At 50.9% G+C, this 25,708-nt stretch carries 23 protein-coding genes and 1 pseudogene; 14 read left to right on the top strand and 10 right to left on the bottom strand.

The window, feature by feature from the left end; translation table 11 throughout:
- Window positions 1–45: 45 nt before the first annotated feature.
- From HRU78_11045 to HRU78_11055, 3 genes are read right to left on the bottom strand one after another with little or no spacing between them, the layout of a single operon-like run.
- Window positions 46–1,680, bottom strand: coding sequence for an efflux transporter outer membrane subunit (locus HRU78_11045; protein ID QOJ24108.1), 1,635 nt, complete (start codon window positions 1,678–1,680; stop codon window positions 46–48).
- A gap of 56 nt (window positions 1,681–1,736) precedes the next feature.
- Window positions 1,737–2,987 (bottom strand): efflux RND transporter periplasmic adaptor subunit, encoded by a 1,251-nt coding sequence (locus tag HRU78_11050; GenBank protein ID QOJ24109.1) that lies wholly within the window; start codon window positions 2,985–2,987, stop codon window positions 1,737–1,739.
- 1 nt (window position 2,988) lies between these two features.
- The gene (locus HRU78_11055) at window positions 2,989–6,237 is read right to left on the bottom strand and encodes an efflux RND transporter permease subunit (protein ID QOJ24110.1); all 3,249 of its coding nucleotides are present in this window, start codon (window positions 6,235–6,237) and stop codon (window positions 2,989–2,991) included.
- 534 nt (window positions 6,238–6,771) lie between these two features.
- On the opposite strand from HRU78_11055, the gene HRU78_11060 reads away from it, so the two are divergent.
- Entirely contained in the window at window positions 6,772–7,344 is a 573-nt protein-coding gene (locus HRU78_11060; protein ID QOJ24111.1) for a hypothetical protein, read from the top strand.
- On the top strand, window positions 7,341–7,529 hold the full coding sequence (locus HRU78_11065) for a hypothetical protein (protein ID QOJ24112.1): 189 nt from the start codon (window positions 7,341–7,343) through the stop codon (window positions 7,527–7,529). Before HRU78_11060 ends, HRU78_11065 begins: the two co-directional genes overlap by 4 nt.
- 71 nt (window positions 7,530–7,600) lie before the next feature.
- On the opposite strand, the gene HRU78_11070 is transcribed toward HRU78_11065, so the two are convergent.
- From HRU78_11070 to HRU78_11080, 3 genes are read right to left on the bottom strand one after another with little or no spacing between them, the layout of a single operon-like run.
- On the bottom strand, window positions 7,601–8,860 hold the full coding sequence (locus tag HRU78_11070) for a hypothetical protein (GenBank protein ID QOJ24113.1): 1,260 nt from the start codon (window positions 8,858–8,860) through the stop codon (window positions 7,601–7,603).
- A gap of 45 nt (window positions 8,861–8,905) precedes the next feature.
- Window positions 8,906–9,187: an RnfH family protein gene (locus tag HRU78_11075; protein ID QOJ24114.1), complete on the bottom strand. Its 282-nt coding sequence runs from the start codon at window positions 9,185–9,187 to the stop codon at window positions 8,906–8,908.
- A complete protein-coding gene (locus tag HRU78_11080) occupies window positions 9,184–9,621 on the bottom strand; it encodes a type II toxin-antitoxin system RatA family toxin (GenBank protein ID QOJ24115.1) in 438 nt (145 codons plus the stop codon). The genes HRU78_11075 and HRU78_11080 overlap by 4 nt, the downstream gene beginning before the upstream one ends.
- An 88-nt stretch (window positions 9,622–9,709) precedes the next feature.
- Between HRU78_11080 and smpB the strand changes: the two genes are divergently transcribed.
- From smpB to HRU78_11100, 4 genes are all read left to right on the top strand, one after another.
- Window positions 9,710–10,153, top strand: coding sequence for an SsrA-binding protein SmpB (gene smpB / locus HRU78_11085; protein ID QOJ24116.1), 444 nt, complete (start codon window positions 9,710–9,712; stop codon window positions 10,151–10,153).
- A 54-nt stretch (window positions 10,154–10,207) separates the two neighbouring features.
- Window positions 10,208–11,221 carry a COX15/CtaA family protein gene (locus HRU78_11090; protein ID QOJ24117.1) on the top strand — a complete coding sequence of 338 codons (1,014 nt, stop codon included), beginning with the start codon at window positions 10,208–10,210 and terminating at the stop codon, window positions 11,219–11,221.
- 240 nt (window positions 11,222–11,461) lie between these two features.
- A complete protein-coding gene (locus tag HRU78_11095) occupies window positions 11,462–12,592 on the top strand; it encodes a transglycosylase SLT domain-containing protein (protein ID QOJ24118.1) in 1,131 nt (376 codons plus the stop codon).
- Between the two features lie 134 nt (window positions 12,593–12,726).
- Window positions 12,727–13,389 carry a hypothetical protein gene (locus tag HRU78_11100; protein QOJ25027.1) on the top strand — a complete coding sequence of 221 codons (663 nt, stop codon included), beginning with the start codon at window positions 12,727–12,729 and terminating at the stop codon, window positions 13,387–13,389.
- Between the two features lie 36 nt (window positions 13,390–13,425).
- On the opposite strand, the gene HRU78_11105 is transcribed toward HRU78_11100, so the two are convergent.
- The gene (locus HRU78_11105; protein QOJ24119.1) at window positions 13,426–14,790 is read right to left on the bottom strand and encodes an NAD-dependent succinate-semialdehyde dehydrogenase; all 1,365 of its coding nucleotides are present in this window, start codon (window positions 14,788–14,790) and stop codon (window positions 13,426–13,428) included.
- Window positions 14,791–15,081: 291 nt separating this feature from the next.
- Here HRU78_11105 and HRU78_11110 point away from each other — a divergent pair, with 291 nt between their 5' ends.
- Complete coding sequence (locus HRU78_11110) at window positions 15,082–15,750, top strand: DUF1614 domain-containing protein (GenBank protein ID QOJ24120.1); 669 nt, start codon at window positions 15,082–15,084, stop codon at window positions 15,748–15,750.
- 120 nt (window positions 15,751–15,870) lie between these two features.
- Here the strand turns inward: HRU78_11110 and HRU78_11115 are convergent, their stop codons facing one another.
- Entirely contained in the window at window positions 15,871–17,145 is a 1,275-nt protein-coding gene (locus tag HRU78_11115) for a hypothetical protein (protein ID QOJ24121.1), read from the bottom strand.
- A 101-nt stretch (window positions 17,146–17,246) separates the two neighbouring features.
- On the opposite strand from HRU78_11115, the gene HRU78_11120 reads away from it, so the two are divergent.
- From HRU78_11120 to HRU78_11145, 6 genes are all read left to right on the top strand, one after another.
- Complete coding sequence (locus HRU78_11120) at window positions 17,247–19,019, top strand: NAD(P)H-dependent oxidoreductase subunit E (protein QOJ24122.1); 1,773 nt, start codon at window positions 17,247–17,249, stop codon at window positions 19,017–19,019.
- Window positions 19,016–19,747: a (2Fe-2S)-binding protein gene (locus tag HRU78_11125; GenBank protein ID QOJ24123.1), complete on the top strand. Its 732-nt coding sequence runs from the start codon at window positions 19,016–19,018 to the stop codon at window positions 19,745–19,747. Before HRU78_11120 ends, HRU78_11125 begins: the two co-directional genes overlap by 4 nt.
- A gap of 398 nt (window positions 19,748–20,145) precedes the next feature.
- Window positions 20,146–21,423: an O-acetylhomoserine aminocarboxypropyltransferase/cysteine synthase gene (locus tag HRU78_11130; GenBank protein QOJ24124.1), complete on the top strand. Its 1,278-nt coding sequence runs from the start codon at window positions 20,146–20,148 to the stop codon at window positions 21,421–21,423.
- Between the two features lie 332 nt (window positions 21,424–21,755).
- Entirely contained in the window at window positions 21,756–22,511 is a 756-nt protein-coding gene (locus HRU78_11135; protein ID QOJ24125.1) for a fused MFS/spermidine synthase, read from the top strand.
- A 200-nt stretch (window positions 22,512–22,711) separates the two neighbouring features.
- On the top strand, window positions 22,712–22,975 hold the full coding sequence (locus HRU78_11140; protein ID QOJ24126.1) for a type II toxin-antitoxin system Phd/YefM family antitoxin: 264 nt from the start codon (window positions 22,712–22,714) through the stop codon (window positions 22,973–22,975).
- A 2-nt stretch (window positions 22,976–22,977) separates the two neighbouring features.
- Window positions 22,978–23,373: a type II toxin-antitoxin system VapC family toxin gene (locus HRU78_11145; protein QOJ24127.1), complete on the top strand. Its 396-nt coding sequence runs from the start codon at window positions 22,978–22,980 to the stop codon at window positions 23,371–23,373.
- Window positions 23,374–23,623: 250 nt separating this feature from the next.
- Here HRU78_11145 and HRU78_11150 read toward each other — a convergent pair whose 3' ends face one another.
- Together HRU78_11150 and HRU78_11155 are read right to left on the bottom strand one after the other, a co-directional pair.
- Window positions 23,624–24,388: a methyltransferase domain-containing protein gene (locus HRU78_11150; GenBank protein QOJ24128.1), complete on the bottom strand. Its 765-nt coding sequence runs from the start codon at window positions 24,386–24,388 to the stop codon at window positions 23,624–23,626.
- Between the two features lie 47 nt (window positions 24,389–24,435).
- Window positions 24,436–24,683 (bottom strand): annotated as a pseudogene (locus tag HRU78_11155) (type II toxin-antitoxin system prevent-host-death family antitoxin).
- A gap of 403 nt (window positions 24,684–25,086) precedes the next feature.
- Here HRU78_11155 and HRU78_11160 point away from each other — a divergent pair.
- Window positions 25,087–25,704, top strand: a complete 618-nt coding sequence (locus HRU78_11160; GenBank protein ID QOJ25028.1) for a hypothetical protein — start codon at window positions 25,087–25,089, stop codon at window positions 25,702–25,704.
- The last annotated feature ends 4 nt before the right edge of the window (window positions 25,705–25,708 follow it).

Below are 25,708 nucleotides of genomic sequence, written 5' to 3' on the forward strand. Positions count from 1 at the left end.
ACATTATGATCCAGCTCAAAGGAAACAACTCCAAAGTTTCTGCGCTTAAGGCGATTTACGTACTTTTATGTACGAGGACTCAACTGAGGGTTTTGTCAAGTTATTGTTTTTGGTGTTTCTATCGGCAGGATTCGCATCGACGTCAATCTCTCCGGCTGGTGCTGGCTTATCAAGATCAGTATATTGCAATATGCCAAAGGGTTGAATTTCGTTGTCGGCTGGTAATTGATCGCGGTTCCAGCCTCCTCCAAGCGCGCGAATAAGCGCCACCGATGCTTTCAGTAGATCGGTCTTAATCATTACAGAATCGATGCTGGCTGTCAGCGTACCGAGTTGGGAATAAATGAGCTCGAGACTGGACGCCAAAGCACCCTTATAGAGTTCCATGGTAAGATCTTGTGTTTTACGTGCAGCGCCGACTGCGGCATCTTGCCGTTCGGCGGCAATAGTCATCCAATGCGTCTGGGCCAAGTTATTTTCAACTTCACGAAAGGCGCTCAGTACGGTCGAACGGTACAGATTTTCTGTCTCGCGATAGGCTGACCACGACTGTTGTAATTGAGCCCGGCGGTATCCACCCTGGAAAAGAGGAATGGAGAAAGAGGAACCATAAGCCCAGAAACTGTTAGCCAAGCTAAGCAGATTGAGTCCGGAATCCTCAAGCCCTCCTCCAAGCCGGAAGGATACGTTTGGAAAAAAAGCGGCACGTGCAATTCCAATGGTGCGGTTAGCCTGTGCCATCCGGCGCTCCATAGCGGCAATATCGGGCCGGCGTTCAAGTAAAGTAGATGGAACTGTCTGTGGAAGGCTAAAATTCGCGGTAAGGAGGTTATCTACCGGTTCGAGTTTAAAACTAGCTGGAGCAAGATTAAGGAGAATTGCAATAGCCTGTTCCATCACTTTGCGCTCACCATGCATCAGAGCCAATTTTGACTCGGTAGCGTACAACAGAGACTCAGCACGCGCTACGTCGAGAGCAGAAGCGATCTTGCCTTCGAACTGAGTCTCTACAACAGTTAATGAGTAGTTATAAAGGTCGATCGACTGTTTGTAAATCGCGATTTGTGCATCCAGTCCACGCAGTGTGAAATAATTCGATGCAATTTCCGCCTGCAGAATAAGGCGTGCCAGTCCATAATCGGCCGCGCGTTCCTCAGCACGATAGATTTTGGCTTGTGCGGCATTCCGGAGTTTCGACCAGAAATCCGGTTCCCAAGATGCGATTCCATCCATCAGAACTTGAGTATCGCTGTCAGGTTCTCCGGGAGCACGGAAGAGGGTATGATCGGATTGTCTGTTATTGCTGCCACCAAACCCAAAGCCCATTTGGGGGAAATATCGAGATCGTGCCTTCATCATTGCATTACGTGCTTGAACAAACCGTTCGGCTGCAGCATGCAAGTCTGGATTGGCTGCCATCGCCTGTTCTACGAGACTGTCAAGAATTGGATCGTCATATAGTTTCCACCAGTCGGGCCGGAGTACATCATCCGACGGATTAGCTTTAACGAAAGAACTCGTTCCCTCCCAAGAATCCGGAACAACGAATTGAGGTTCTTGATATTTGGGCGAAAGATCAAATGCAGGAAAAGTATTGCAAGCCGCCAGACTAACTGCCAGAAATAAGAAACTACCAAATCTTACGCCGAGACGACAGAGGTTTGAAAATATGGTTTCCATTTTTACACCGCAAGTCAGTTATAGTCAGATGATCGAAATGATCGTTATGGTGCATGCTATCTGTTTAATGCTTGTTTTGGACTCGGATCCGGTATTTCTGAATGTGAGGCCGATTTCGACTCCTCACGTGATTCCACTGGTTCATTGATCATGTCATACCCCGGTCTAGGCGTTACAATTTTCACCAAATCACCTTCAAGTAGGGCCGCGCTGGGATTGTTTATAAGCCGGTCCTCTGTTGTAACGCCCCCGCTTACTTCAACAGTAGCGTCGAGGAACCTGGTTACCGTGATTGGCTTGAAGCGAACACGGTTGTTTTCATCTACATAGGCAACTCGAACTCCCATTTCATCAAATACCATCGAACTGGATGGAATCGAGAGATGATTATGCGCAACCTCTACGGTCAGATTGACTGACGCATAGGAGCCAGGCCACAGATCCCGCTCTTCATTTTCAATCACGAATTGGGTGACCACCGTGCGTGTGCTCTCATTGAAGCCGCGCGCAGTAGTTAGAAATTCGGCAGTGAAATGCCGGTTGGAAAATTGCGGCACCGTTAAATCGGCTTTCAAGCCATCATGCATAACAGCACCGTATGCCTCGGGCACATTGACAAACAAACGCAACCGGCTGATGTCTGCGACAGTGAAAAGATTGCGGACTTCACCTTCCGGTGTACTGATAGTGCCTTCCTTATTGATGAAGTCTCCCACATTAATGCTACGGTTAATGACCACACCGTCATACGGTGCAACAATTGTTTTAAACCGAATTAATGCTTCATAGTTACTGACTCTTTGTTTGGCGGCATTGACTTTTGCCTGTTGGGCTTTGGCCTCGGCAACCTTCACCGAAATCGCCTGCTCGGATACCGCCTGGTTTTTACGCAAGGCGATATATCGTTCCGCAGTGAGTTTAGCAAGATTATTAAGGGCTATCTCCGACTCCAGATCCGCCTTGCTTTGCCGGTATTTGGCATCAAGAGCCGGCGCGTAGATTTCGGCAAGGATATCCCCTTTTTTCACGATCGCTCCCCAATCCTTGTACCACATTTTCACATAACCGGATACCTGGGCATAGATCGGCGCCTGAAACCAAGCCTGAATGGTACCTGGAAGCTTGATAGTTTCTGTAGAAGGCAGTGGTTTGGCATAAACGATAGCCACCGTCGGAGTGTCATTTTCAATCGCTTTCTCTGTTAAAGAAGCCATGTCTCGCTTGGATTCAATGATTCGATAACCCATGTAGACGACACCAAGAACGATCACCAAAATCATCATGCTTTTTTGTTTTGATTTCTCCATATCATGAGTCTCCTTGTTGAAGGGCGTCTTGCTGCTCATTTTTAGAAGCGCTTCGCTTGCGACTGTAATAGATGACGGCATACACACAGGGAACAAAAAATAAGGTATATACAGTTGCGAACGTCAAGCCGCCAATAACTGCACGACCCAGCGGCGCATTGGTGGATCCTCCCATAGCCATCGGAAGCATGCCCATAATCATGGCTGCTGCGGTCATCAGCACAGGACGAATACGCGCTTTGCCTGACTCAATAGCAGCTAGCAACGGGTCTCCATGAATTTGGATACGCTCCCGTGCATAGGACACGACAAGTATGGAATTTGCCGTGGCCGTTCCCATAGCCATGATGGCACCTGTCAGAGCCGGCACGGAAATGTTCGTCTGGGTCAGGAACAAAGCCCAGGCAATACCTGCTAAAGCGCCAGGTAAGGCCGTAATGATGATGAAGGGATCCAGCCATGATTGAAAATTGATGACCAGCAGGAGATAGATCAGCACGACAGCCGCTATGAGGCCAATAATCAATTCGCCATAGGTAGTAACCATATTCGCGGCTTGTCCGGCGATTTGAACTTCGGAACCACGAGGGACTAGATCATCCATCTCATCAACAATCTTCTTGACATCATCCAGCACGCCGCCGAGCCCCCGCCCTTCGGCAGACACATAGACTTCGATCAACGGCATGATACCTCTGTGGGTGACCAGACCAGGCGTTCCCACCGGCGACAGCTTCGTCAGATTGCCCAGAAGCTGATAATCCTCATCCAAACCGCCATCCCCTATCTTTTTGACAGGAATCGTGTTCAAGTCATTTACACTTGCGACCTGAGGTTGAGGATTATATATGTTGATCTGATATGAAACCCCGGTTTTCAGATCCAGCCAGTATTTCTGATCGATCTGCTGAGTTCCGTTAGTCGTCACCAGCATATTCAGAGCAATATCCGTTTCACTCTTGTTAACGCCGAGTCCGAATGTCCTTTGACCCTCGACAAACATGGTTGGCGTACGCATGGTTTGCTGGATGACTACATCGGAGGAACCAGGGATTTTACGTAGCCTGGCTTGCAACTGGCGCGCATACTCGTAGTTTCCGTATATATCCATCCCGTTGACCTGAACAGTAATCGGGGAAGGGGAACCGAAATTCAAAATCTTTGCTATCAGATCGGCTGGCTGAAATGTGAATTCACTTCCTGGATAGCGCTCTTTCAAACCTTTATGGAGAATTTCACGGAGATCCCACACTGCTGATTTTTCGTTGAACAGGGTGATCGTCAGGTCACAATCCTGCGTTCCGATAGTAGGCGTCGGAATAAACGCTAGGTTATGCGGTCCGACGGGTATGCCGCAATTGCTGACGATACCTTCGACCTGCCCGGGAAGCAGTTCTTTGATATCGTTAGAAACAAGCGTGGCGATGCGGTTTGTGGATTCCATCCGTGTACCGAGGGGTGCCCGCATGTGCATCTGAATGGTTCCTGATCTGACTTCAGGAAAAAAATCACGTCCGTTGAAGTAGAATAAAATAAGAGAGATGAGCGCGAAAGCCAGCATGATCGTTGCGAGTCGGCGGCGATTCTCAATTGTGTATTCGAGCAATCCGCCATACCAAGCACAGAATTGAAGAAAGCGAGCCTCGAATCCCTTCTGAAAACGGGAGAAAATTCCCATATGATGCTTTAATCTCTGCTGAAAACCGGCAAACCTCCCCGCTGGCTTTTCATCGCTCTGGTGAGATTCCTTTTCGTGTTCCTCTGCGTGAGGATGCTTAATCAGATATTTCGCCATGGTCGGCACAAGCGTACGCGACAGGATGAAGGACGCCAGCATAGCAAATATCACCGCCAGCGCCATTGGCTTGAACAAAAAACCCGATACGCCAGAAAGCGTGAACAGCGGCAACCAGACAATGCATATACATAACGTAGCAAGCAGCGTCGGAATGACGATCTGATTCGCTGCATCAATGATTGCTTCATCGAGCTCCTTACCCATTTCCAGGTGAGTATCGATGTTCTCGATCATCACCGTCGCGTCATCGACAAGAATTCCCACCGCCAGCGCCAATCCTCCCAGCGTCATGACATTCATCGACTCACCCAGCACTTGCAGGAAGATAAGGGAGGTTAAAATACACAACGGAATTGAAGTCGTAACAACCACCATGGGACGCCATGAGCCCAGCATGACCATGACGATCAAACCGACCAGCAGACCGGCTATCGCCATCTCATGCGTAACCTCCTCAATGGATTCCTTCACGAAAACCGATGCATCGGTAATGATTTTGACATCCACATGAGACGGCACGATCTCCTTGATACGTGGAAGCGCTGCCCTGATGCCGTTGACTACGTCCAGGGTCGATGCCTCACCACTTTTCATGACGACAATAATGACAGCCTGTTTACCATCCACCATTACGGAATTTGTTTGCGGGGGACCTGCAAGCTGAACATCGGCGACGTCACGCAAAAAAACGAAGGCATTACCTTCTCTTTTAATCGGAATACTATTGAATTCATCGATATCCGGCGGCATTGCGTTTGTCTGAACCATCCAGTCGGTCTGCTTGATCTTCATGTCACCCGCGGGCAACACGATATTCTGCCGATCGAAGGCCGCATGGATATCCGTTGGCGATACATTACGAGCCAACATTTTGTCTTTATCGAGGGATACCAAAAGCTGTTTGGGCTTTCCACCGTAAGGATGCGGAAGAATCGCCCCCGGAATCACTACAAGCAGGGGTCTGATTTGCGTATAAGCAAGATTATAGAGTTCTGCCGGCGTCATCTCATCTGACGTAACCTGCAGACTGGCAACCGCTACCGAAGATGCTTCCAAACGCATGATCATCGGCGGCGAAATATCCGGTGGCAGCGCGTTGACAATGGTCTGGCTTATCGCTGTGACTTCCGCTTCAGCGCCAGGGAGGTTAGTATGTGGCTGAAGAAAAATATTTGTGATGCTGATGCCATAGTACGCTTGACTGACGATATCCGAGATACCTTCCACCGTCGAAGTCAGCATGCGCTCGAAGTAAAAAGTGATACGACCGGACACATCCAGCGGCAACATACCGGCGTAAGCCCACACTACAGAAATTACGGGAATTTTGATAGCGGGAAAAACATCTGTCGGTGCATGCCGTATCGCTCTGATTCCAAATATAACAATCAGAATTGAAAGAACTACAAAGGTATATGGTCTTCGTAAAGCAATCAGTACAATCTGATTCATACTATGCTCCCATACTTCTTCAGTAAAAAAATCGCTTTATCCACAAATACTGCGCGTAAGAAGGAGATTTAATCCATTTGCAAACCCCTTCGCCTTTGTGAAGGTTTAGCGCGTTATTAATTTTCAAAAAATGGATGTATTCCCTAAAAAACCTCGGAAGCTTTCAACCACCCATCTATGTAGTTGCGCTGATTAAGACGAGGTGTCATGTTTTTTATCTTTCATGACGGATTTATTGTTTCATTTATAAAATTAGATGTATATACGAGTGTAACCTTATGGCTAACCAAGTATTGAAGTTGTCCCCTTTGAACAGATGCTGAGTCAGCTCGAACATCCACCTTAACTCTTTTATGTACGAACCGATTCTTGACCTGACAATTGACCATCTCATTAGCCTTTACAATCAAGTCCAAAGCCTATAATGAAGGATCTGTGTTAATGCCAGCTCGTACGAGAATACTTTTGTATCACCGCAGTATTAAAAAGTGAGACACAAATTTGCTCACTGAAAAAACGTAAGAAAACTACATAATGCCTACCTGCTGGATCATTGCCGATCCCAACGGCGCGGGCAAAACCACCTTTGCACTGGAATATCTGTCCAAGGTGGCGGACTGTGCTCATTTTGTTAATGCCGATCTAATCGCAGCCGGCCTGTCTCCGCTGGTACCGGAACGCGAACTGATTGCGGCAAGCCGTATCTTTCTGAACGAGATTGAAAAAAACATCAGCCGCCAAGAGAATTTTGCATTCGAAACTACGCTTTCAGGGCGTAGTTATTTACGCCTGATCAATCGGTTGCAACGTGATGGTTGGCGGGTGGAATTGATCTATCTTGCCTTGTCCAGCATCAAAATATCGGAAATGCGTGTAGCTGAAAGGGTTGCGCATGGTGGCCACAATATCCCGTTGCGCGACATCGAGCGGCGTTTCCCGCGCAGCCCTGGCAATCTGTTCCAAGTATTCAGTCACAAAGTTGATCGCTGCACTTGTTTCATGAACGATGGTGAAAGTCCCATTTTAGTGTTTGAACAAAAAGGCGACAGTCGTGATATTCTCCACGAAGTTTATTATCAACAGTTATTAAAGAGCGTCAAGGAATGAAGATCACTCTGAAAACAACACCCTCGGAAGAAGGTCAGATAATCCTGGATTCGCTGCAAAAAGCTGTAACTCAGGCGCTTGAAAAGAAACGCCGCTTGGGCCAGTATGCCGTGGTGTGGCGGAGCGGCAAGCCAATAATGATCGGCGAGGATGCGCCGAAGGAATCAGAAAACTCTGTAAGCTAGAATTGCGATAAATAGCTGAACGTGCAAGGTAAGCGCTGGTTACAACGGCAAAAATAACCAGGCAACCGCCGCTACTCCCGAAGCTTCAATCGAAACCGGGGCGCCCGTTGCTGTGCCGATGACGACAGGCGGTTGAGTCCCAGCACGGTGACTCGGTGCGTGCTGTTGAAGCTAGGGGCGCCGTCCCGGTCGCGCAGGATGGAGGATACTTTGTATTCCAGCCGTTGCGATTGCGGGTCGAAATGGATGTCGTGAATCCAGATTCCGGCGCGCTGCAGCCGTTGCTGTTCGCATTCGTTGGTCAGGTCCCAGCCGGTCAGCATCGGGATGGCGTAGTCGTAGGGCAGTTCATTGATGCGGACTGTTTGCGTGCGCACCACGCCGTCGGCGCTTTTGCGGCAAGTATTTGCCCTTCCGGCACGCGGATTCAATGCGAGGAAATCCGCGCGCAGTTTGACGCTGCGGCCGCGAATCCAGGCGGCACGGGTTTTGACGCGGTGCGCGCGCGTGTTGTTATCCTTAAAAATGGTTTGCGCCACCCAATGCGGGCTGCCGTCGAGATTTGGTGCCGTATTGGCCTGCGACAGATTGTAGGCCGCTTGCAACAGGGGATAATCGGTGCGGTCGCGCCACTTGCACAGCACCCAGCGCCATTCGCATTCAAACGCGTCGGCGAATTGAAAATCGAAGCCGCGCGGGATGATCGCAATCGCGTCGTTCTTTTTCAGCGTACCTTTCTGGCCGGTGTGTTCCATGACAGCCACCGCGCCCTGATTTTCATCCTGCAGCGCCGATGTCTCGACGCCGTTGTAATCTTCCTCGATCGTGGCGCCAATTTCAGCGGATTGATAACCGAACGCGCTATAAAACACGCAAAACTCAAAGGCATCGTTGCGGTTCTGATCGTCCAGCTTGCCTTGCGCCTCAAATACCAAAAAAGTGGAGCCGGTGTTTTTAACCAGCTTGCTGTGCACGATGTCGGCGCGCAGCGAATTAACCTCGCGATCCTGATTCACATAGCGTAAGTCCCAGCCGTTCAACACCACCGTACCGCTATCGACATAACCCGGCATTTCTATCCACTGCACGATCGTCACCGGTTCCCGGCCGTTATCGCGCTGCATACATTTGCTGCCTTCCAACAGGATGAATTTGCCCGTGTCTTCAAATACCGTCCTGGCTTCGGACTTAAGCGATAACTGCTCGAAAGCGATCGGGATTTTGACCTGGGATCCTGAATCCGGTATTTTCTTTTCCGGTTTCTTGGTTGCGCAAGCGGATAGGGAAAGCAGCAGGCAAGTTGCAAGAGATATCAACACCATGCGGTTCATTTTTCTCTCCCAAACGTTGGACTGGCAGGCCAGAAATGTCAGTGGTTATCTCTTCTTGGCGCGCAATCTTCGGGCCTCTTTCGGATCGATGATCAAAGGCCGGTAAATTTCGATTCTGTCATGCGGCTGCAGCACCACCTGCAATTGTGTGATTTTGCCGAAAATACCCAGTTTGTTTTTGGCCAGATCGATTTCCGGAAATTGCTGCAAAATTCCGCAGCTCCGTATCGCCTGCTCCACCGTACAGCCGGGTGGTACATCGAGTTTCTGTAGAACTTGAACCTGCGGTAATGCGTAAGCGATTTCAACTTGCATTAATGCCGTCATCGTTTGCCGTAGATTACTTCCGCCCGCTCGATGAAGTGCTCTACGAAACTGTTGGCAATCATGTGAAATACCGGCCCGACCAGTTTCTCAAGAATCTTGTGCGAGAAGGTGTAATGCAAGCGGAATTTGATTTTGCAGGCACTATCCGATAGTGGAATGAATTGCCAGTAGCCGTCCAGATGTTCGAATGGGCCATCGAGCAGACTCATTTCGATCAGATCCGGCGGAAAACGTTTATTTTTAGTGGTAAAACTATGTTGAATATGGTGATAGTCGATCTTGACGGTGGCATGCGTCGTCACTTCGTCCTGCGGTTCAACGGAAGTGCCTCCGCACCAAGGAAGAAACTCCGGATATTTCGCGACATCATCGACCAGCGCGAACATTTGACTGGCTGAGTATTCAACCAAAACTGATTTTTCTATTTCTGCCATAAAAGTAAGTCACCCCGCATCATGAGGGAATACTGAAAAACTGATAAAATGCACGAAATTTAGTGATTCCCACCCATTTCATACCCGCATGAGTATAGTACAAAATAAAAAAGCCTTTCACGATTATTTTATCGAGGAAAAGTACGAGACGGGCATGGTGCTGGAGGGTTGGGAAGTCAAGGCCATCCGCGATGGTCGGGTTCAGTTGAAAGAGGCTTATGTTATCATCCGCAACGGTGAATTGTACCTGATCGGCAGTCATATCAGCCCGCTCATGACCGCATCAACGCATATCCATCCCGACCCGGTCAGAACGCGCAAATTGTTATTGCACGCGGAAGAAATCCGGCGACTCATCGGCAAGGTCGAGCGCGCCGGCTACACGCTGATCCCCCTCGATATGCACTATAAAGCGGGCAGGATAAAACTGGAAATCGGCTTGGCCAAAGGCAAGAAGCAACACGACAAGCGCGAATCCGAGAAACAAAAGGAATGGGAGCGCACCAAGCAACGCTTGATGCGCGCCAAATAAGGCAACCGGTAACTTGTTACCGGATTCAATTTTAGCAATCATTTTTTTACGATTATGCAAAAACCTATTGCGATCTGGTTATTCATCTGTTGTGCCCTGGTATTTGCCATGATAGTGGTCGGCGGTGTTACGCGCCTGACCGACTCGGGACTTTCCATCGTCGAGTGGCAGCCGATCGTCGGCACCATGCCGCCCATCACGCAGCAGGACTGGGACGTGCTGCTGGAAAAATACCGCGCCACACCGCAGTATCAGCAAGTCAATAAAGGCATGAGCGTCGACGAGTTCAAAAGTATTTTCTGGTGGGAATACTTTCACCGCGTACTAGGCCGGTTGATCGGTGTGGTATTTTTTGTGCCGTTTGTTTATTTCCTGGTGAGAAAGCAAATCGACCGGCCGCTGGGCATCAAACTGGCAGGAATTTTCGTATTGGGCGGATTGCAGGGATTTATGGGCTGGTATATGGTCATGAGCGGGCTGGTCAACGATCCGCATGTCAGCCAGTACCGCCTGACCGCGCATCTGGGATTGGCTTTCGTCATTTTCGCCGCGATGTTCTGGGTCGCGCTGGGATTGCTGTCACCGCAACGCGAATATACCCCGGCCAATGAGAAACTGCGAGGCCTGCGCCGGTTTTCCTTCAGTCTCACGTCATTGATTTTTATCATGGTGTTATCCGGCGGTTTCGTTGCCGGTATTCGCGCAGGCTTGGCTTATAACACCTTCCCGCTGATGAACGGGCATGTAATTCCGCCCGATCTCTTTGTGCTCGAACCGTGGTACCGCAACTTCTTCGATAACATCACCACGGTGCAATTCGATCATCGGCTGATTGCCTGGATACTGGCTTTTTCCGTGCCGTTTTTCTGGTTTAAATCGCGCACCGTAGAACTGCAAGGAACCACGCGCCTGGCATGCAACATGTTTCTGCTGATGCTGGCAGTGCAAATCAGCTTAGGCATTGCAACGCTGCTGCATGCGGTGCCGATTCCATTAGGAGCGTCACATCAAGGCGGGGCGGTGCTGCTGTTTGCTGCGTCCCTATGGGTGAGCCACCGCTTACGCTAGGGAAGCTCTGAAAAACTACTGCGCGCACTCATGCTGCGTTAAAATCAGGCTCAAAATGCTCATTTACTCAATGTAAACTGCGCTTTTTCGCCTGATTTTGCCTTGCCTGACCATTGCTCGCTACCTTTTTCAGAGTTTCCTTAACAGTGACTACAAGCAGCTTTACCCCGTTGAGATGTTTTCTGACTGCTTACAGAATCTCGGATAACGCAGAAATACTCAGAGTGGAAGAATTCTGCAATGGATAAAACCGTCAACATCTACAATTCCGAATCCGGCAATGTGAAGCCAAAACCACGGCGCAGAAGCGCCGCAGGCACTCGCAGCCGGAATGGAAACGGCAGCGGTAGCGACAACAGGAAACCAAGGAAGCAACAAAGAAGAAGCCGATCGGGCAGTTTCAAAAATACATTCCTGCTGACCGGCATCGAAATCCTTGGTTTAAGCACCGCAGCCGTGTGCGCAGTCATCATGCTGCTCGGTTATTCCGCCGGCCGGTTCTCCGGCACCAGTTTTTTCGGCCATTTGCTGCCTTTCACTGCCGGTGTATTGGTATTGATAATAACCGCCGCTCTCTTTCTGCTCGGCTGGTGGAAGCTGCGGCAATGGCTGCGGCGCTATTCGGAATTTTTTACACCGGCCCTGTCTATATCACTCGCCTTGCTGATTGCCTGGCTCGTCACGCACGACCAGTTCACACTGGCTTACGGCAATTTCCGCACCTTGGTCGGCGGTAAAGAAGAAGCCGGACGCGTGACAATCGCGCATCAGGTTTATGCGGCTTACCGCCGCCATGATGCAGCGCAGTTGCAAAAAATGGTCAATCGTTCGCAGGAATACCGCCAGGCAATCGAAGACGCAGCCCGGTCTTTTGCTCTCGATGTTGACCTATTGCACGGCATCGCCGCGACGGAATCGTCGTTCATCCCGCGCGATAGCCACGACGGCGGACGCGGCTTATTCCAGATCACCCGCGTTCCGGAAGCCGTCATCGCACAAGCGCGCAGACGGCTCAATGTAGAAAAAATTGTGCTGGATAATCCGCGGCACAACGCTTTTGTCGCCGCCGCCACCTTCAAGCATTATCTGGCGGAAATGAAAGACGATCTTTTTCTGGGATTGCTGGCCTACAACATCGGCCCGGCGAACGGTGGTTTGCGCTTTATCATGCAGCAATACGGCGCCACCGATTTCACCACGATCCAACCGTATCTGCAAACGCTGCCGCGCGACTATCCGATCCGCGTGCTCGCCTACTCGCTGGCGTTCCGCCTGTGGCAGCAGGAAGGCCGCTTGCTCGCATACGAAGAAGGCAACAACGCCATCCGTATCCAGCGCATCGGCATACCGGGGCTGCGCGCCGGTTTGTGATCCTCCGGCACTACTCGCTATTTCTCGATAGCACCCCGGAAAATTTTTGCTGGAAATAAAGAATAAAAATTAGATTGCCGCTAAATAAGCTCGGTTCCGTCATAGCCCCGTTTTGTGATTTTTATCAGGCGACTATTTTGAAAACAAACTATATTCTGATTGATTACGAGAATGTTCAAGCAAAATCACTTACTTTACTAAAAAGTGAGCAATTTCAAGTACGAATCTTCTTAGGCCCTGGCAATACGAAGCTTCCGGTTGAACTTGTTCTGGCCATGCATGAGCTGGGAGCGCGTGCGGATTACGTTATTCTCGAAACATCTGGAACTAATGCGCTTGATTTCCACATCGCTTACTATCTTGGCGTTTTAGCAGCAAACGACTCTACTGGTTATTTTCACATTATTTCAAAAGATACCGGCTTCGATCCGCTGATCAAACATATGAAGGCAAGAAAAATTTCTGTTACACGATCAATCTCTATAGAGCAGATTCCTTGTCTAACCTCACTGCCAATACATGGCAAAAGTGCGAAGGATAATGCGGCTGCAATCGATCAAAATAATTCATCGGCCAAAATATCCATTGATGAATCAATAAAAATTATCGTGGAAGATCTCATTAAACGAAAAACATCCAAGCCAGGCACACAAAAAACTTTGATGAGCACCATTCATGCAAAATGCGGCAAAGATATCTTAGCTGCTGATATTGAAGCGGTATATAAAGGTTTAATGTCTCGTGGCTATATCAAAGTCAATGGCGCAAAAATAATTTATCATTTACCTGCCGTGTAGGCCTGACAAAGCCACCCAATCGCAATTTCTCTCCGGCTATTTAATCCAAATCGTCTTGATATTCACGAACTCGCGGATGCCGTGATACGACAGTTCCCGGCCAAAACCGGATTCCTTCACGCCGCCGAACGGCAAGCGCGGATCGCTTTTAACGATGCCGTTGACGAACGTGCAACCGGCATGAATCTGCCGCGCCAGCGCCTCGCCGCGTGCCGTATCGCGTGTCCATACGCTGCCGCCCAGGCCGAAATGCGTCTGGTTGGCTAAGCGGACCGCTTCTTCGTCATTGTTTACCCGCACGATCGCCGCCACCGGCCCGAACAACTCTTCGTCGAATGCCGCCATACCCGGCCGCACATGATCCAGAATCGCCGGTGCGTAGTACGCGCCCTGCGCGCCGATGAAAGCGCCGCCCGTAACCCGTTGCGCCCCCGCCGCCACACTCCGCTCCACCTGCGCATGCAGATCGGCGCGCAAGTCCTCGCGCGCCATCGGTGCAACACCGGTGGCATCATCTCTCGGATCGCCGCTTTGCAGTTGACTCATTAACGCTTTCAATTGCGCAACAAAAGCATCGGCGATGGTATCGACGAGAATGAAGCGCTTCGCGGCGATACAGCTTTGTCCCATATTTTGCAGCCGCGCCGTGAGCGCTTGTTGAGCGGTCGCTTCGATATCGGCGTCGTCGAGCACGATAAACGGATCCGACCCGCCTAGTTCGAGCACGCATTTTTTCAGATGCTGCCCGGCAATCGCCGCGACTTTGCGCCCGGCGGCGCTGCTGCCCGTCAGTGTCACAGCGGCGATACGCGGATCGGCAAGCACCGTTTCCGCTTGAGCGGCGCTGATCATCAGCGTGCGGAAGGTGTTTGCAGGAAATCCGGCTTGCCGAAATGCGTCTTCCAGCGCCAGCGCACAACGCGGCACATTCGACGCGTGCTTCAACACCACCGCGTTACCGGCCATCAGCGCCGGCGCCGCGGCGCGGATCAATTGCCAGAACGGAAAATTCCACGGCATGATGCACAGCACCACACCCAGCGGCTGATAAACCACCAGGCTGCGGCTGGCATCCGAAGCAATCGTTTCATCGCGCAAATACGATTGCGCATGCTCCGCGTAGTGCTCGCAGCCAAGCGCGCATTTTTCCACTTCCGCTTTAGCTTCGCGCAGCAATTTTCCCATTTCTTCGGTAATCAGATGGGCGTACTCGTCGCTGCGCTGGCGGAATACTTGCGCGAGGTTGCGCATGAAACCGGCGCGCTGTTCAAAACCGAGTGTCGCCCAACCGGCTTGTGCAGATTCAACCTGCTGCAGCGCCGCATCGATTTCATCGGCTTGCCAGGTTGGAAAAGATTGCAGGGTCTGGCCGGTGGCCGGGTTGATCGATAGCATCGGCATAGAAAACTCCTCATTAACAATTGACGCCCGCGGCGCTCCGTCGCGTCTCTGCCGGTCTTATACCGATACAAACCAGCCAGCGCAACACGGGCTGGTCATTCAAGCATGCCGCGGAAGGACTGTCAAACCCGCCCCAACCAAGCGGAATGTTGTGCATCCATAGCACGCCGACAGAAATTGCAGGTGCCACCTTCACTCAGAATCCGGATACTGCAAGCCCGTTTCTCGCTACAATGGAAAAATCTTGAATACAATAGTGCCACCCGGCACTATCTTTTTTATTCTACCGCGATGAAAAATTATTTCTCTCCGCCGCATTTATTATTTTTCATTTTTCTGCTTGGCATCATGATGATGCTGCTTCAGACGGAGTTGCTGTCGTTTGCGTTTGCAAAACTGGGTTTGCCGCCGGAAATGGGTATGACGGTGCTCTTCCTTTCCTTATTCGGCAGTGTCGTCAACTTGCCGGTGGCGCGGATTAAAAGTGACACACCAACGCGCGAATTCACACAGCCGGTCTACTGGGGGCTGCTTCGGATGCCGGAGCAACCGTTTCATAACGAAACACAGATATCGGTCAACCTCGGCGGCTGCCTGATACCGGCAGCACTGTCGCTCTATCTGTTTTCCCATAGTGCGTTGGGTTTGCTTCCTACACTGCTGGGAATCGCCATCATCAGCGCGATCAGCTATTACTTCAGCCGCCCGATTCAGGGACTCGGCATCGGCATGCCGATACTGATCGCACCCATCAGCGCGGCACTGGTCGGGCTAGTCATCAGCCCGGAACAAAGCGCGCCGCTGGCGTACATCAGCGGTACGCTGGGGGTGCTGATCGGCGCCGACCTCCTGCACATGAAAGACATTTCCCGCCTCGGCACACCATACGCCTCGATCGGCGGCGCCGGCACGTTCGACGGTATTTTTATTACTGGCATTGTCGCCGCGCTGCTGGCTTAAAATCACCCGAATTTACCGCTTTGGAATTAAGAAATACAAAAAGACAATGGGCATTAAATGTAAAACAATCAGCAAGGCTGCCGGACTAGCAGATATGAACTACCAAGTCCGGCGCTTTAATTATTGTTGCTTACAATACAGAGAAACTGATGCAGCGTCGTTAGCCCTCACGGCGGCTAAGCATAACTCCTGTTTAAATTTAAGAAACTCAACCTGCTGAGCTGCTGCTAATGCTGCACTTTGATCAGTGTTGATGGTTTTGAAATTTGAAAATATAGCGCCAACACCGCCAAAGAAACCGCCGATAATATCCCCGGGTAATTTAAAGAGTGCCGCAAATTCGCTCTTGGTATCTTGCCCGTACTTCGTCGGCATGCCATCAACGAACGCAAAATCGGCAGCATTGTCGGCAAAGAATGATTTGGCTATGGGCAGGAAATGCGTATTAGCCGATGGCAAGAATACGAGCGTTTCCAATCTGCGGGTTGGCTCGAGTACAGAATCTTTCGACCCATCAGTTTTGACAGCACTAGTATCCTCTTTTTTATTCTTCTTTTCATCCTCAGTAGCCCGATTGTTACTACCACCAGAAGCATTTGTAGTCGCCATTTGTTGATTATTTTCCCCGCTCTTGGTAATCATGACATTGTAGGGAATCAATTGACGATAAAAAATTCCTGACTGTTCCAAGCCTTCAGGTTCAGGCCATGAATTTGGCCCCCACAATGCACTAATATCAGGTGGGGCAGCTTCTCCATTTTTTTCTCCTCTTGAAGTTGCTATGGGCCTCTTGTCAAGTGGAAGTGCAGCCCAAATTTTTACGTCATAATCACATAATGAGGCTATAAGAGATTCAGGTACAGTTTGATCTTTAAATTTATCAAATTCAATCTTAAAGATATGATTGCCTACTTCTGGGCAAGATATTTTTTGAGAAGCTTGTGATGCACCATCTAGAGCAAATACTGTTATCCCCGCCCCTACAGAATATGCCAGATTTTTAAGTGATTCATTTACCTTGCTAGTCATTGATGACTTTGTTGAAGATAGCAATCCTTTTTCATTAATGCCAATATCCGTTTTATTATCACCCAGCAGATTGATTTTATGCTTTAGAACATAATATTCAGATCCATCGGGATACGCTGGGGTCACATCCACATTAGTGATAGAAACAATTTTGCGCTTCTCCGCTGTTTTTTTATTTGCACCATCCTTAGGTTCATCACTTTCTTCACGTACATTGAAGGTAATGACGATATCTTTCTTAGGCATATAGTAGATGAGTCCATCGGACTCTTTAGCTTCCGGTTTCTTAACAGAAACCGTACTCGAACAAGCCGATAAAATGACCACGGCGCCGCCCATCAACACAAGACAGAAACTTTTCTTCATGGTGAAAACCCCTTTAAAGTTAGAAGCCTAAAGTTTATACACCTTGTTAATTTTTATATATGTGATATATGTCACACGAATGATCATCTAATTGATAAAGAATGACGAATCGTTATAAAAGTAAAACTTTAAATATTCCTTTGGAACACCTGCTGCATCGGTTGTATGCAATCCAGCAGCAATTCCGGCATATTCCGCCGCACGCGATGCAGCAAACCGCGAGTGAATTCGATGTACCGCTCAGTCAGATAGCCGCGGTGGTTGCGTTTTATTCGTTCTTCTCCACACAGCCGCGCGGCCGTTTCGACATTTTGTTCAGCAATTGCACCAGTTGCGGCTATCTGTCCGGTGAGCAGGATCTGCTGCGCATGCTGTGCCAGCGATTGCAAGTCGCACCCGGAAAAACGCGCCGGGACGGATTGGTCAGTATCGGCGAAACCTCGTGCATCGGTATGTGCGATCAGGGTGCATCGCTGCTGGTCAATGGCGTGCCGGTCACCGGCCTGAATGCGGATAAAATCGCGCAAATGGTACAGCTCGTGACAGATGAAACTCCTATTCAGCAATGGCCTGTCGCATGGTTTGAAACATCCGATACCGTGCAGCGCCGCGATTTGCTGCTGACCAACCGGCTCACATCCGGCAGCGCATTGCGGAAAGCATTGCTGCAAGGCTCGGATCAGACACTAACCGTCATTCAGCAATCCGGCTTGCGCGGCCGCGGCGGCGCGGGGTTCGATACCGGCAAGAAGTGGCAATTCTGCCGCACAGCGCCAGGCAGTGCGCGCTATGTCGTCTGCAACGCCGACGAGGGCGAGCCCGGCACGTTCAAGGATCGCCTGCTGTTGCGCGAATACGCCGGCACCTTGTTCGAAGGCATGGCGCTGTGCGCGTTTGTCATCGGCGCGGAGAAGGGTTTTGTCTATCTGCGCGGGGAATACCGCTATCTGTTACCGCACCTGCAAGCCCGATTGGATCAACACCGCGAGCAGGGATTGCTGGGCAAGCATATTCTCGGACAAGCGGATTTTGATTTCGACATCGATATCGTCATCGGTGCCGGTGCGTATATTTGCGGCGAGGAATCGGCGCTGATCGAATCACTCGAGGGCAAGCCCGGCATTCCGCGCATCCGTCCGCCGTTTCCCGTCACGCATGGTTATCTAGGACAACCCACCGTAGTCAATAACGTCGAAACGTTCATCGCCGCCGCACACATCGCCGCACGCGGCAGCGCTTGGTTCAAAGCCGCAGGCTCGCCAACATCGGCGGGCAGCAAAATTCTCAGCATCAGCGGCGATTGCGGAAAACCCGGCATTTACGAATACCCGTTTGGTGTGACCATCCAGCAAGTGCTGGACGATTGCGGTGCGCAGGATGTACAAGCGATACAAACCGGCGGCCCCGCCGGAACATTGCTCAGTCCGGCGGAATTCGGGCGCGCCATTGCTTTCGACGATGTTTCCACCGGCGGATCGTTTCTGGTATTCGGGCAGCAGCGCGATTTACTCGCAATCCACCGCAATTTCGCGCATTTCTTCGCGCACGAAAGCTGTGGTTTCTGCACACCGTGCCGCGTTGGCACGCAATTGTTGAAAAACACGCTGAACAACATCGCCGATGACCGCGGCACAGCAACCGACATCGGTGAATTGCAGCAGCTCGGCCGTATCGTGCAACACCAATCGCATTGCGGCCTGGGACACACGGCTGCAAACCATGTGCTGGACGGTCTGCGGAAATTTCCACACACCTTCTCCCGGCGCTTGCAGCCGCAATTCACCGCCCGCTTCGATCTCGATCAAGCACTGGCCAGCGCGCGGCAAGTTACGCATCGCGACGATGCCGCCGCCCATCTGGATCATGAACGATGACCACCGGCGCTGACACGATCCGTATCGATGGCGAGGAAATTCCGTTCACGCCGGGGCAAACCATCATGGATGCGGCCTTGGCGGCCGGCGTTTACATCCCGCACCTATGCCACTACCCCGGCCTGCCGCCGAGCGGCAATTGCCGCCTGTGCGTGGTGGAGATCGGCAATCGCAGCGTCGCTGCTTGCATCACCGCGGCGGCGGCAGGACAGGAAATCCGCAACAACACGCCGGAATTGAACGCAGCACGTACAGCGATCACGCAAATGCTGTTCGTCGAAGGCAATCACATCTGCCCGTCGTGCGAAAAAACCGGCAACTGCAAATTGCAAGCGATGGCGTATCACCTCGGCATGCTGGACGATCACTTCGCGCAGTTCTATCAACGCCGCGAACTCGACGCTTCGCACCCCGACATCCTGCTCGACCGCAGCCGCTGCATCCTGTGTGATTTATGCGTGCGCGCCAGCCGCGACGTGGATCAAAAAAATGTCTTCGCCATCGCCGGGCGCGGCACGGATGCGCATCTGATCGTCAATACCCCGAGCGGCAAGCTGGCCGACAGCACGATGGCAGTCACCGACCTGGCGGCAACGATTTGCCCGGTCGGCGCGATTCTGATCAAGGAAAAAGGCTACGAGGTGCCGATCGGCCAGCGCATTTACGACCGGCAGACCATCCGCGAAACCGGTTTGCAGGAGCATGTCGAACGGAAAAATGGCGATTGAGCACACGCCCAAGCCACTGATAACAACTCTCTAGGGAAGCTCTGAAAAAGGTAGCGAGTAACGGTCAGGCAAGGCGAAATCAGATGAAAAAGCGCAGTTTACAAGGTGTAAATGAGCATTTTGAGTCTGATTTCAACACAGCATGATCGGGCGCAGTAGTTTTTCAGAGCTTCCCTAGGGAAATGCTGATTAATTGACTGTACGAGCGAATCGATTCGTTGCGCGGTACTCACTCTCTCGCCTATCTTGTTGATATGTCTCGGTCGCTGCGTTCCGTGCGCCTATCGCTTCATCTCGTTCGCCGAATTAATCAGCGCTTCCCTAGCAGGCACGATGGCATAATCTCGCCAATCTATTAAACTTCAATAATTCTTGAGTTCTGCTAAAAGGATAAATGAATGAAAGACGAAACAATCGCTATCCACGCCGGTTATCACACCGACCCCACCACCAAATCGGTGGCAGTTCCTATTTACCAGACCGTCGCCTACGAATTCGACAATGCGCAGCATGGCGCGGATTTGTTCAATCTCGCCGTGCCGGGCAACATTTATACGCGCATCATGAACCCGACCAACGATGTGCTGGAACAACGGGTGGCGGCGCTCGAAGGTGGAGTCGCGGCGCTGGCGCTCAGCTCAGGCCAGGCGGCGATTCATTATGCGGTGATCAATATCGCCGAAATGGGCAACAACATTGTTAGCGTGCCGCTGCTGTACGGCGGAACTTATACGCTGTTTGCGCACATGCTGCCAAAATTGGGAATCGACGTGCGTTTCGCCAAAGACGACCATCCGGCGAGCCTTGAGCCGCTGATCGACAAAAAAACTTCAGCGGTATTCTGTGAGTCGCTGGGCAATCCGGCGGGAAACATTCCGGACATGGAAGCCATTTGCGCGATGGCGCATCAACATGGTATTCCGGTTATCGTCGATAACACCGTGCCCACGCCGGTATTGATGAAACCCTTCCAATTCGGCGCGGATATCGTGGTGCATTCGCTGACCAAATACATGGGCGGGCACGGCACATCGGTCGGCGGCATCATCGTCGACTCCGGCAATTTTCCTTGGCCGGATCACGCGGAGCGGTTTCCGATGCTCAACAACCCCGAACCGGCTTACCACGGCGTCGTTTATACGCAGGAATTCGGCCCCGCCGCCTATGTCGGACGCGTGCGCACCGTCGCACTGCGCAATACCGGCTCGGCCATGTCGCCGATGAATGCCTTTTTCTTTTTACAAGGCATCGAAACCTTGTCGCTGCGTATGGAGCGGCATACCGAGAACGCGCTGAAAGTCGCGCAATACCTTGAGCGGCATCCCGCCGTGGCGTGGGTCAGGTATGCGGGACTGCCGTCGTCGGAATACTATCAACTGGCGCAGAAATACATGCAAGGCCGCCCATCGGCCTTAATGACATTCGGCATCAAAGGCGGATTTGAAGCCGGCGTGAAATTTTACGATGCGCTCAAACTGTTCAAGCGGCTGGTCAATATCGGCGATGCAAAATCCTTGGCCGCGCACCCGGCATCGACAACCCACCGGCAATTGACCGAACCCGAACTCGCTGCGGCGGGCGTCACGCAAGACATGATCCGCTTGTGCATCGGTATTGAAAATATCGACGACATTTTGGCGGATTTGGAACAAGCGCTCGCTGCCAGCCGGATTTAAGAAAGCGCTGAAAAACGACTGCGCTCAGTCATGCTGTGTTGAAATCAGACTCAAAATGCTCATTTACATCTTGTAAACTGCGCTTTTTCACCTGATTTCACCTTGCCTGACCGCCACTCGCTACCTTTTTCAGAGCTTCCTCAAGGAAACGCTGATTAATTCGGCGAACGAGATGAAGCACGAGGCGCACGGAACACAGCAACCGAGACATATCAATAAGATAGGCGAGGGAGCGAGTACCGCGCAACGAAGTGATTCGCTCGTATAGTCAATTAATCAGCGTTTCCCTTAAGCAATGGTGACAAACAAAGCTATCGGATACCAAAAGTATAATGAGTTTTCCCATCGATATCCGCGAAGAAGCCGGGGTGCGCACCCTGCATTTCGGTTCCGACTGGATCCAGGGTGCGATGCGCATCGCGCGTCCTTGGCAGCTGGAACTCGATTACACCCGGGAAATGATGGCCAGTCTGCTGCTGCGCGACGATGCGCGTTTTCCGCGCAACGTACTGCTGATCGGTCTGGGCGCGGCATCGCTGACTAAATTTCTTTATCACTACTATCCGCTGGCGAAGCTAACCGTGGTTGAAATCGAACCACGCGTCGTAGCCGCCGCACGGCAATTTTTCAAACTGCCGGACGATCCGCTACGCCTGAATATCGTGATTGCAGACGGCGCGCACTATATCGCCGCGTACGGCAAAACGTACGACTTGATCCTGGTGGACGGTTTCGATGCCGATGCGCACCCCGGTGAACTGAGCACGCTGCCGTTTTACCAAATGTGCCGCGCGCGATTAAACAATGACGGCATTTTGGCGGTGAATCTGCTGGGCCGCAGCCGCGGCTACCAAGCCAATCTGGAGCGTATCAAAATGGCGTTCGACGAGCGAGTACTGGCTTTTCCATCCTGCGATAGCGGCAACGTCATCGCCCTGGCCGCAACCGGAGAGAAAATCGCACTCGCACTGCACGAACTCAAGGAACAAGCGCTCGAATTGAAACAAAAAATCGGCCTCAACCTGCTACCGACGCTGACGCGCCTGGAACAGGCGAAATCCTGTCCGGGCGGAATACTGACGATTTAAGAAAAATGCCGGGGGTTACAAGCTCACGCTCATCTACGCGCTGTTCTATTCGTTTTTGTTCCGACATCGTTTGTTCCTCGTTTAAATCCTCTGCGAAAAGATGACCAGATCAATCCGTAGTGACTGAAATTTAAAATTGACTTGAAAATTCAAGTTAACTAAACTTAGTCAAGTTAGTCCACATCATACGGAATGCCAATATGCTGACCATCAACATCCATGAAGCAAAGACCCACCTATCCCGGTTTATCGAAAAAGCTGCGGCCGGTGAGGAAATTATCATCGCGAAAGCCGGGAAACCGGTTGCTAAATTAGTGCCGCTGCATAGCTTGCCTTCCGCTCGAAGCCTGGGCATTTTCAAAGGAAAACTAAATGTGCCGGAAGATTTTGATGCCGCATTGCCCGAGGATGTAATGATGCAGTTTCAAAATGCGGCCATCGAACCATCCTCTGAAAATCGCTAGCAATGCGATTGCTGCTCGATACGCATATCTTGCTGTGGGCGCTGGACACGCCCGGGCGGTTACCGCAATCGCTGCGAGCACAGTTGGAATCCCCTGCGGTTGAAGTGTATTTCAGTGCCGCCAGTATTTGGGAGATCGCGATTAAGTCGGCATTAGGAAAAATCAAATTCCACTACTCGGCAAAAGAAATCGCCGATGGCGCGGCAATGACCGGCTTCATTGCATTGTCTATTTCCTCCGAGCACGCTGCGGGTGTTGCGCATCTACCGATGATTCACTCGGATCCGTTCGATCGCTTGCTGATTGCCCAGGCACTCGCAATGCCAGCCCGTTTTGTGACCGCCGATGCGACATTGACGGGTTATTCTGAGTTAGTGGATTGGATAGGAAAATCATAATGGCCACGCGGCGAAAATTTTGCGGCGGTGCAAGAACGGAACGGTCAGGCTGCAGATTTAGTAACCCTTAGTTCGCAATTTCTTGTTGAGAAAGCCGGGGATTTCATACTCGCTTGATGCTGAGCTCTCTTCGGCAGCCCGGCCTACCGTGCTGCCGTGCTAGATTAGCCATGAACTCTAACGTTCAAGGTGAGGGGCTGGCTGGAAGCAGGCGAAGCCCGCTGTAGGCCAGTCCCACTCGACCGCAATGTTAGGTTGCGGTATTTGGCTTGGCGGCAGAAAACCGTAGACGAACATAATCGGCCTTCCAATTACCTTTTTCATCACAGAGCACGGGCATCAAAGCTTCAACCATCTCGGCAATAACACTCGGTCTCTCGGCGGCGGATAGAACAGCGGTGTAAGGTTGGGCGAACGTCTCAAGCCAACTGCTAACATTGCCGGGCAATGGAGTTGGGCGTGGAATAAGAATAATGTTATGCACCACAAGACCGCGAGTTTCAAGGAGTCGCCGGTATTCTTCAGGGCGAGGAAAAAACCAAGGACTAGGAACTGAAAGTCCTCGTGAATTAAGCGCAGATTCTATGGCCGCGACAATGGCAGAAACGTTACCATACCCGCCGAATTCACCGACAAAGCGCCCACCCGGTTTAAGTGAGCGCCAGACACTCGCGATGACAGCTTCAGGTTCTTTCATCCAATGCAGCGCAGCGTTGGAAAAGACCGCATCAAATTCATTATCGAATTGAAGCGTTTGTCCGTCCATTACCCGCGCATCCAACCCAAGTGCGCGCGCAGCAGCGACCATTTCAGGACTTGAATCGACGCCAACCACTTCACAGCCAAAACTCAGTAACTTGGCGGTCAATGGACCATCCCCACAGCCCAAATCGAGGATACGTTCTCCGGGTTGTGGCGCCAGCAGCTCGACAACGGGCATGCCCAGATCGGACACAAACCGGGCATTCTCGGCATACTGCTCAGGGTTCCAGTGCTGCGTGCGTGAGATGGTCATAGAGCACCTAACTAAAATTAGACAGATTGTGATTCAATTGTAAAGACTTACCAAGATAACAGATTTGGTTTATTTTCAACCGCACACGCCAGAATATCGCCAGCGATCACCGTGCCGCGCAGGGCAGTGCATCCAACCGCTTCAGCGCTGCATCACTTTCACTTTCCTGACGATCGGGTACAATCCAGGCGATGGCTTTTCCATGCACGGTAATGACGACCTCCTCGCCTGCCTGCACCTGTTTGAGGTATTCTGGCAAGTGTTGGTGCAATTCCATTATGTCGATTGATGTCACCACGAACCTCATGAATATACATTATCTCTGTGCAGTGTAAGGTTTCGCTGCGAACTTGCAACACGCATTTTTTATTACATGAAACGGGATCAAATCCGGAATCAAAAATCCCTGCTCTTCCGGACAATAACTTATAGAAGGCATTTAGAAAGGTAGCAACAACCAAACAAGGTGAAAACGCAGTTTACGAGTTGGGCTTTCTTCGGCAGTCCAGCCTAGCGTGCTGATTATGTGCAATACACGAGCTGCTCAGCCCATAGTTACATAGGCTTTGGTTTGCTGGGTCAGCATTGAACCATCCGCCAAACTGGCGGATAATTGTCTCCCAGTGCGGTGCTAAATGTTGAATCTGGCTGGCACAACAGAATCGACGAATAATACTTTGGAGCTAAAAGTCATGATTATGATAAAGAAAATGATTAAAGCATTGAGCTTAAGCATAGTGTTGGCGGGCATATTATCGGCATGCTCAACGACGCAAAAAATAACCAATTCAGCCAGAACTGCAACCGAACAACTGCTAATCACTGAAGCGGTTTTGCGGAGCCTACCGAAAGAACGCGATATGCCATTTCCTATCCCGCGCGGTTCAGCCATAAAACTTGACATCACGGGATTAAGTGCGGATAAAGATATCGTAAAAGGAATCGTTACCGGATGGTTGGGACTGCATGGCTATGTCGTACAGGACGAAAATGCAAGCCACCGTATTAACATCGTAGTCAATTCGCTCGGCACCGAATTGGCAACCACTTTCTTCGGAATTCCACCCATCCAGGCTTCTTTGATACCGATTTCATTGCCTGAGCTGTCACTCTATAAAGCAGAAAATCAGACGGGATATGCGAAATTCCATTTCGACATTTTTGAATTGCCTTCCGGCCGGTTTCTGGCATCCTCCTCACCATTTCTTGCTGATACTTTTTATAGTGCATACACCTTACTGCTTCTCATCACATTCAGCAAAACAGATTTGATTTCTCCGCCACAGGTAGGAAAACTCGATAGGCTTATAAAATAAAACC

This window comes from Gammaproteobacteria bacterium (genome assembly GCA_015709635.1).
Lineage (GTDB): Bacteria > Pseudomonadota > Gammaproteobacteria > Burkholderiales > Nitrosomonadaceae > Nitrosomonas.

Coding starts and splice junctions, on each gene's coding strand:
- HRU78_11110 (QOJ24120.1), top strand. CDS start 15,082: ATGAAAAATTATTTCTCTCCGCCGCATTTATTATTTTTCATTTTTCTG.
- HRU78_11135 (QOJ24125.1), top strand. CDS start 21,756: ATGAGTTTTCCCATCGATATCCGCGAAGAAGCCGGGGTGCGCACCCTG.
- smpB (QOJ24116.1), top strand. CDS start 9,710: ATGAGTATAGTACAAAATAAAAAAGCCTTTCACGATTATTTTATCGAG.
- HRU78_11150 (QOJ24128.1), bottom strand. CDS start 24,388: ATGACCATCTCACGCACGCAGCACTGGAACCCTGAGCAGTATGCCGAG.
- HRU78_11105 (QOJ24119.1), bottom strand. CDS start 14,790: ATGCCGATGCTATCGATCAACCCGGCCACCGGCCAGACCCTGCAATCT.
- HRU78_11065 (QOJ24112.1), top strand. CDS start 7,341: ATGAAGATCACTCTGAAAACAACACCCTCGGAAGAAGGTCAGATAATC.
- HRU78_11075 (QOJ24114.1), bottom strand. CDS start 9,187: ATGACGGCATTAATGCAAGTTGAAATCGCTTACGCATTACCGCAGGTT.
- HRU78_11130 (QOJ24124.1), top strand. CDS start 20,146: ATGAAAGACGAAACAATCGCTATCCACGCCGGTTATCACACCGACCCC.
- HRU78_11045 (QOJ24108.1), bottom strand. CDS start 1,680: ATGGAAACCATATTTTCAAACCTCTGTCGTCTCGGCGTAAGATTTGGT.
- HRU78_11080 (QOJ24115.1), bottom strand. CDS start 9,621: ATGGCAGAAATAGAAAAATCAGTTTTGGTTGAATACTCAGCCAGTCAA.
- HRU78_11120 (QOJ24122.1), top strand. CDS start 17,247: ATGACGAATCGTTATAAAAGTAAAACTTTAAATATTCCTTTGGAACAC.
- HRU78_11160 (QOJ25028.1), top strand. CDS start 25,087: ATGATAAAGAAAATGATTAAAGCATTGAGCTTAAGCATAGTGTTGGCG.
- HRU78_11095 (QOJ24118.1), top strand. CDS start 11,462: ATGGATAAAACCGTCAACATCTACAATTCCGAATCCGGCAATGTGAAG.
- HRU78_11090 (QOJ24117.1), top strand. CDS start 10,208: ATGCAAAAACCTATTGCGATCTGGTTATTCATCTGTTGTGCCCTGGTA.
- HRU78_11125 (QOJ24123.1), top strand. CDS start 19,016: ATGACCACCGGCGCTGACACGATCCGTATCGATGGCGAGGAAATTCCG.
- HRU78_11115 (QOJ24121.1), bottom strand. CDS start 17,145: ATGAAGAAAAGTTTCTGTCTTGTGTTGATGGGCGGCGCCGTGGTCATT.
- HRU78_11070 (QOJ24113.1), bottom strand. CDS start 8,860: ATGAACCGCATGGTGTTGATATCTCTTGCAACTTGCCTGCTGCTTTCC.
- HRU78_11055 (QOJ24110.1), bottom strand. CDS start 6,237: ATGAATCAGATTGTACTGATTGCTTTACGAAGACCATATACCTTTGTA.
- HRU78_11140 (QOJ24126.1), top strand. CDS start 22,712: ATGCTGACCATCAACATCCATGAAGCAAAGACCCACCTATCCCGGTTT.
- HRU78_11145 (QOJ24127.1), top strand. CDS start 22,978: ATGCGATTGCTGCTCGATACGCATATCTTGCTGTGGGCGCTGGACACG.
- HRU78_11060 (QOJ24111.1), top strand. CDS start 6,772: ATGCCTACCTGCTGGATCATTGCCGATCCCAACGGCGCGGGCAAAACC.
- HRU78_11050 (QOJ24109.1), bottom strand. CDS start 2,987: ATGGAGAAATCAAAACAAAAAAGCATGATGATTTTGGTGATCGTTCTT.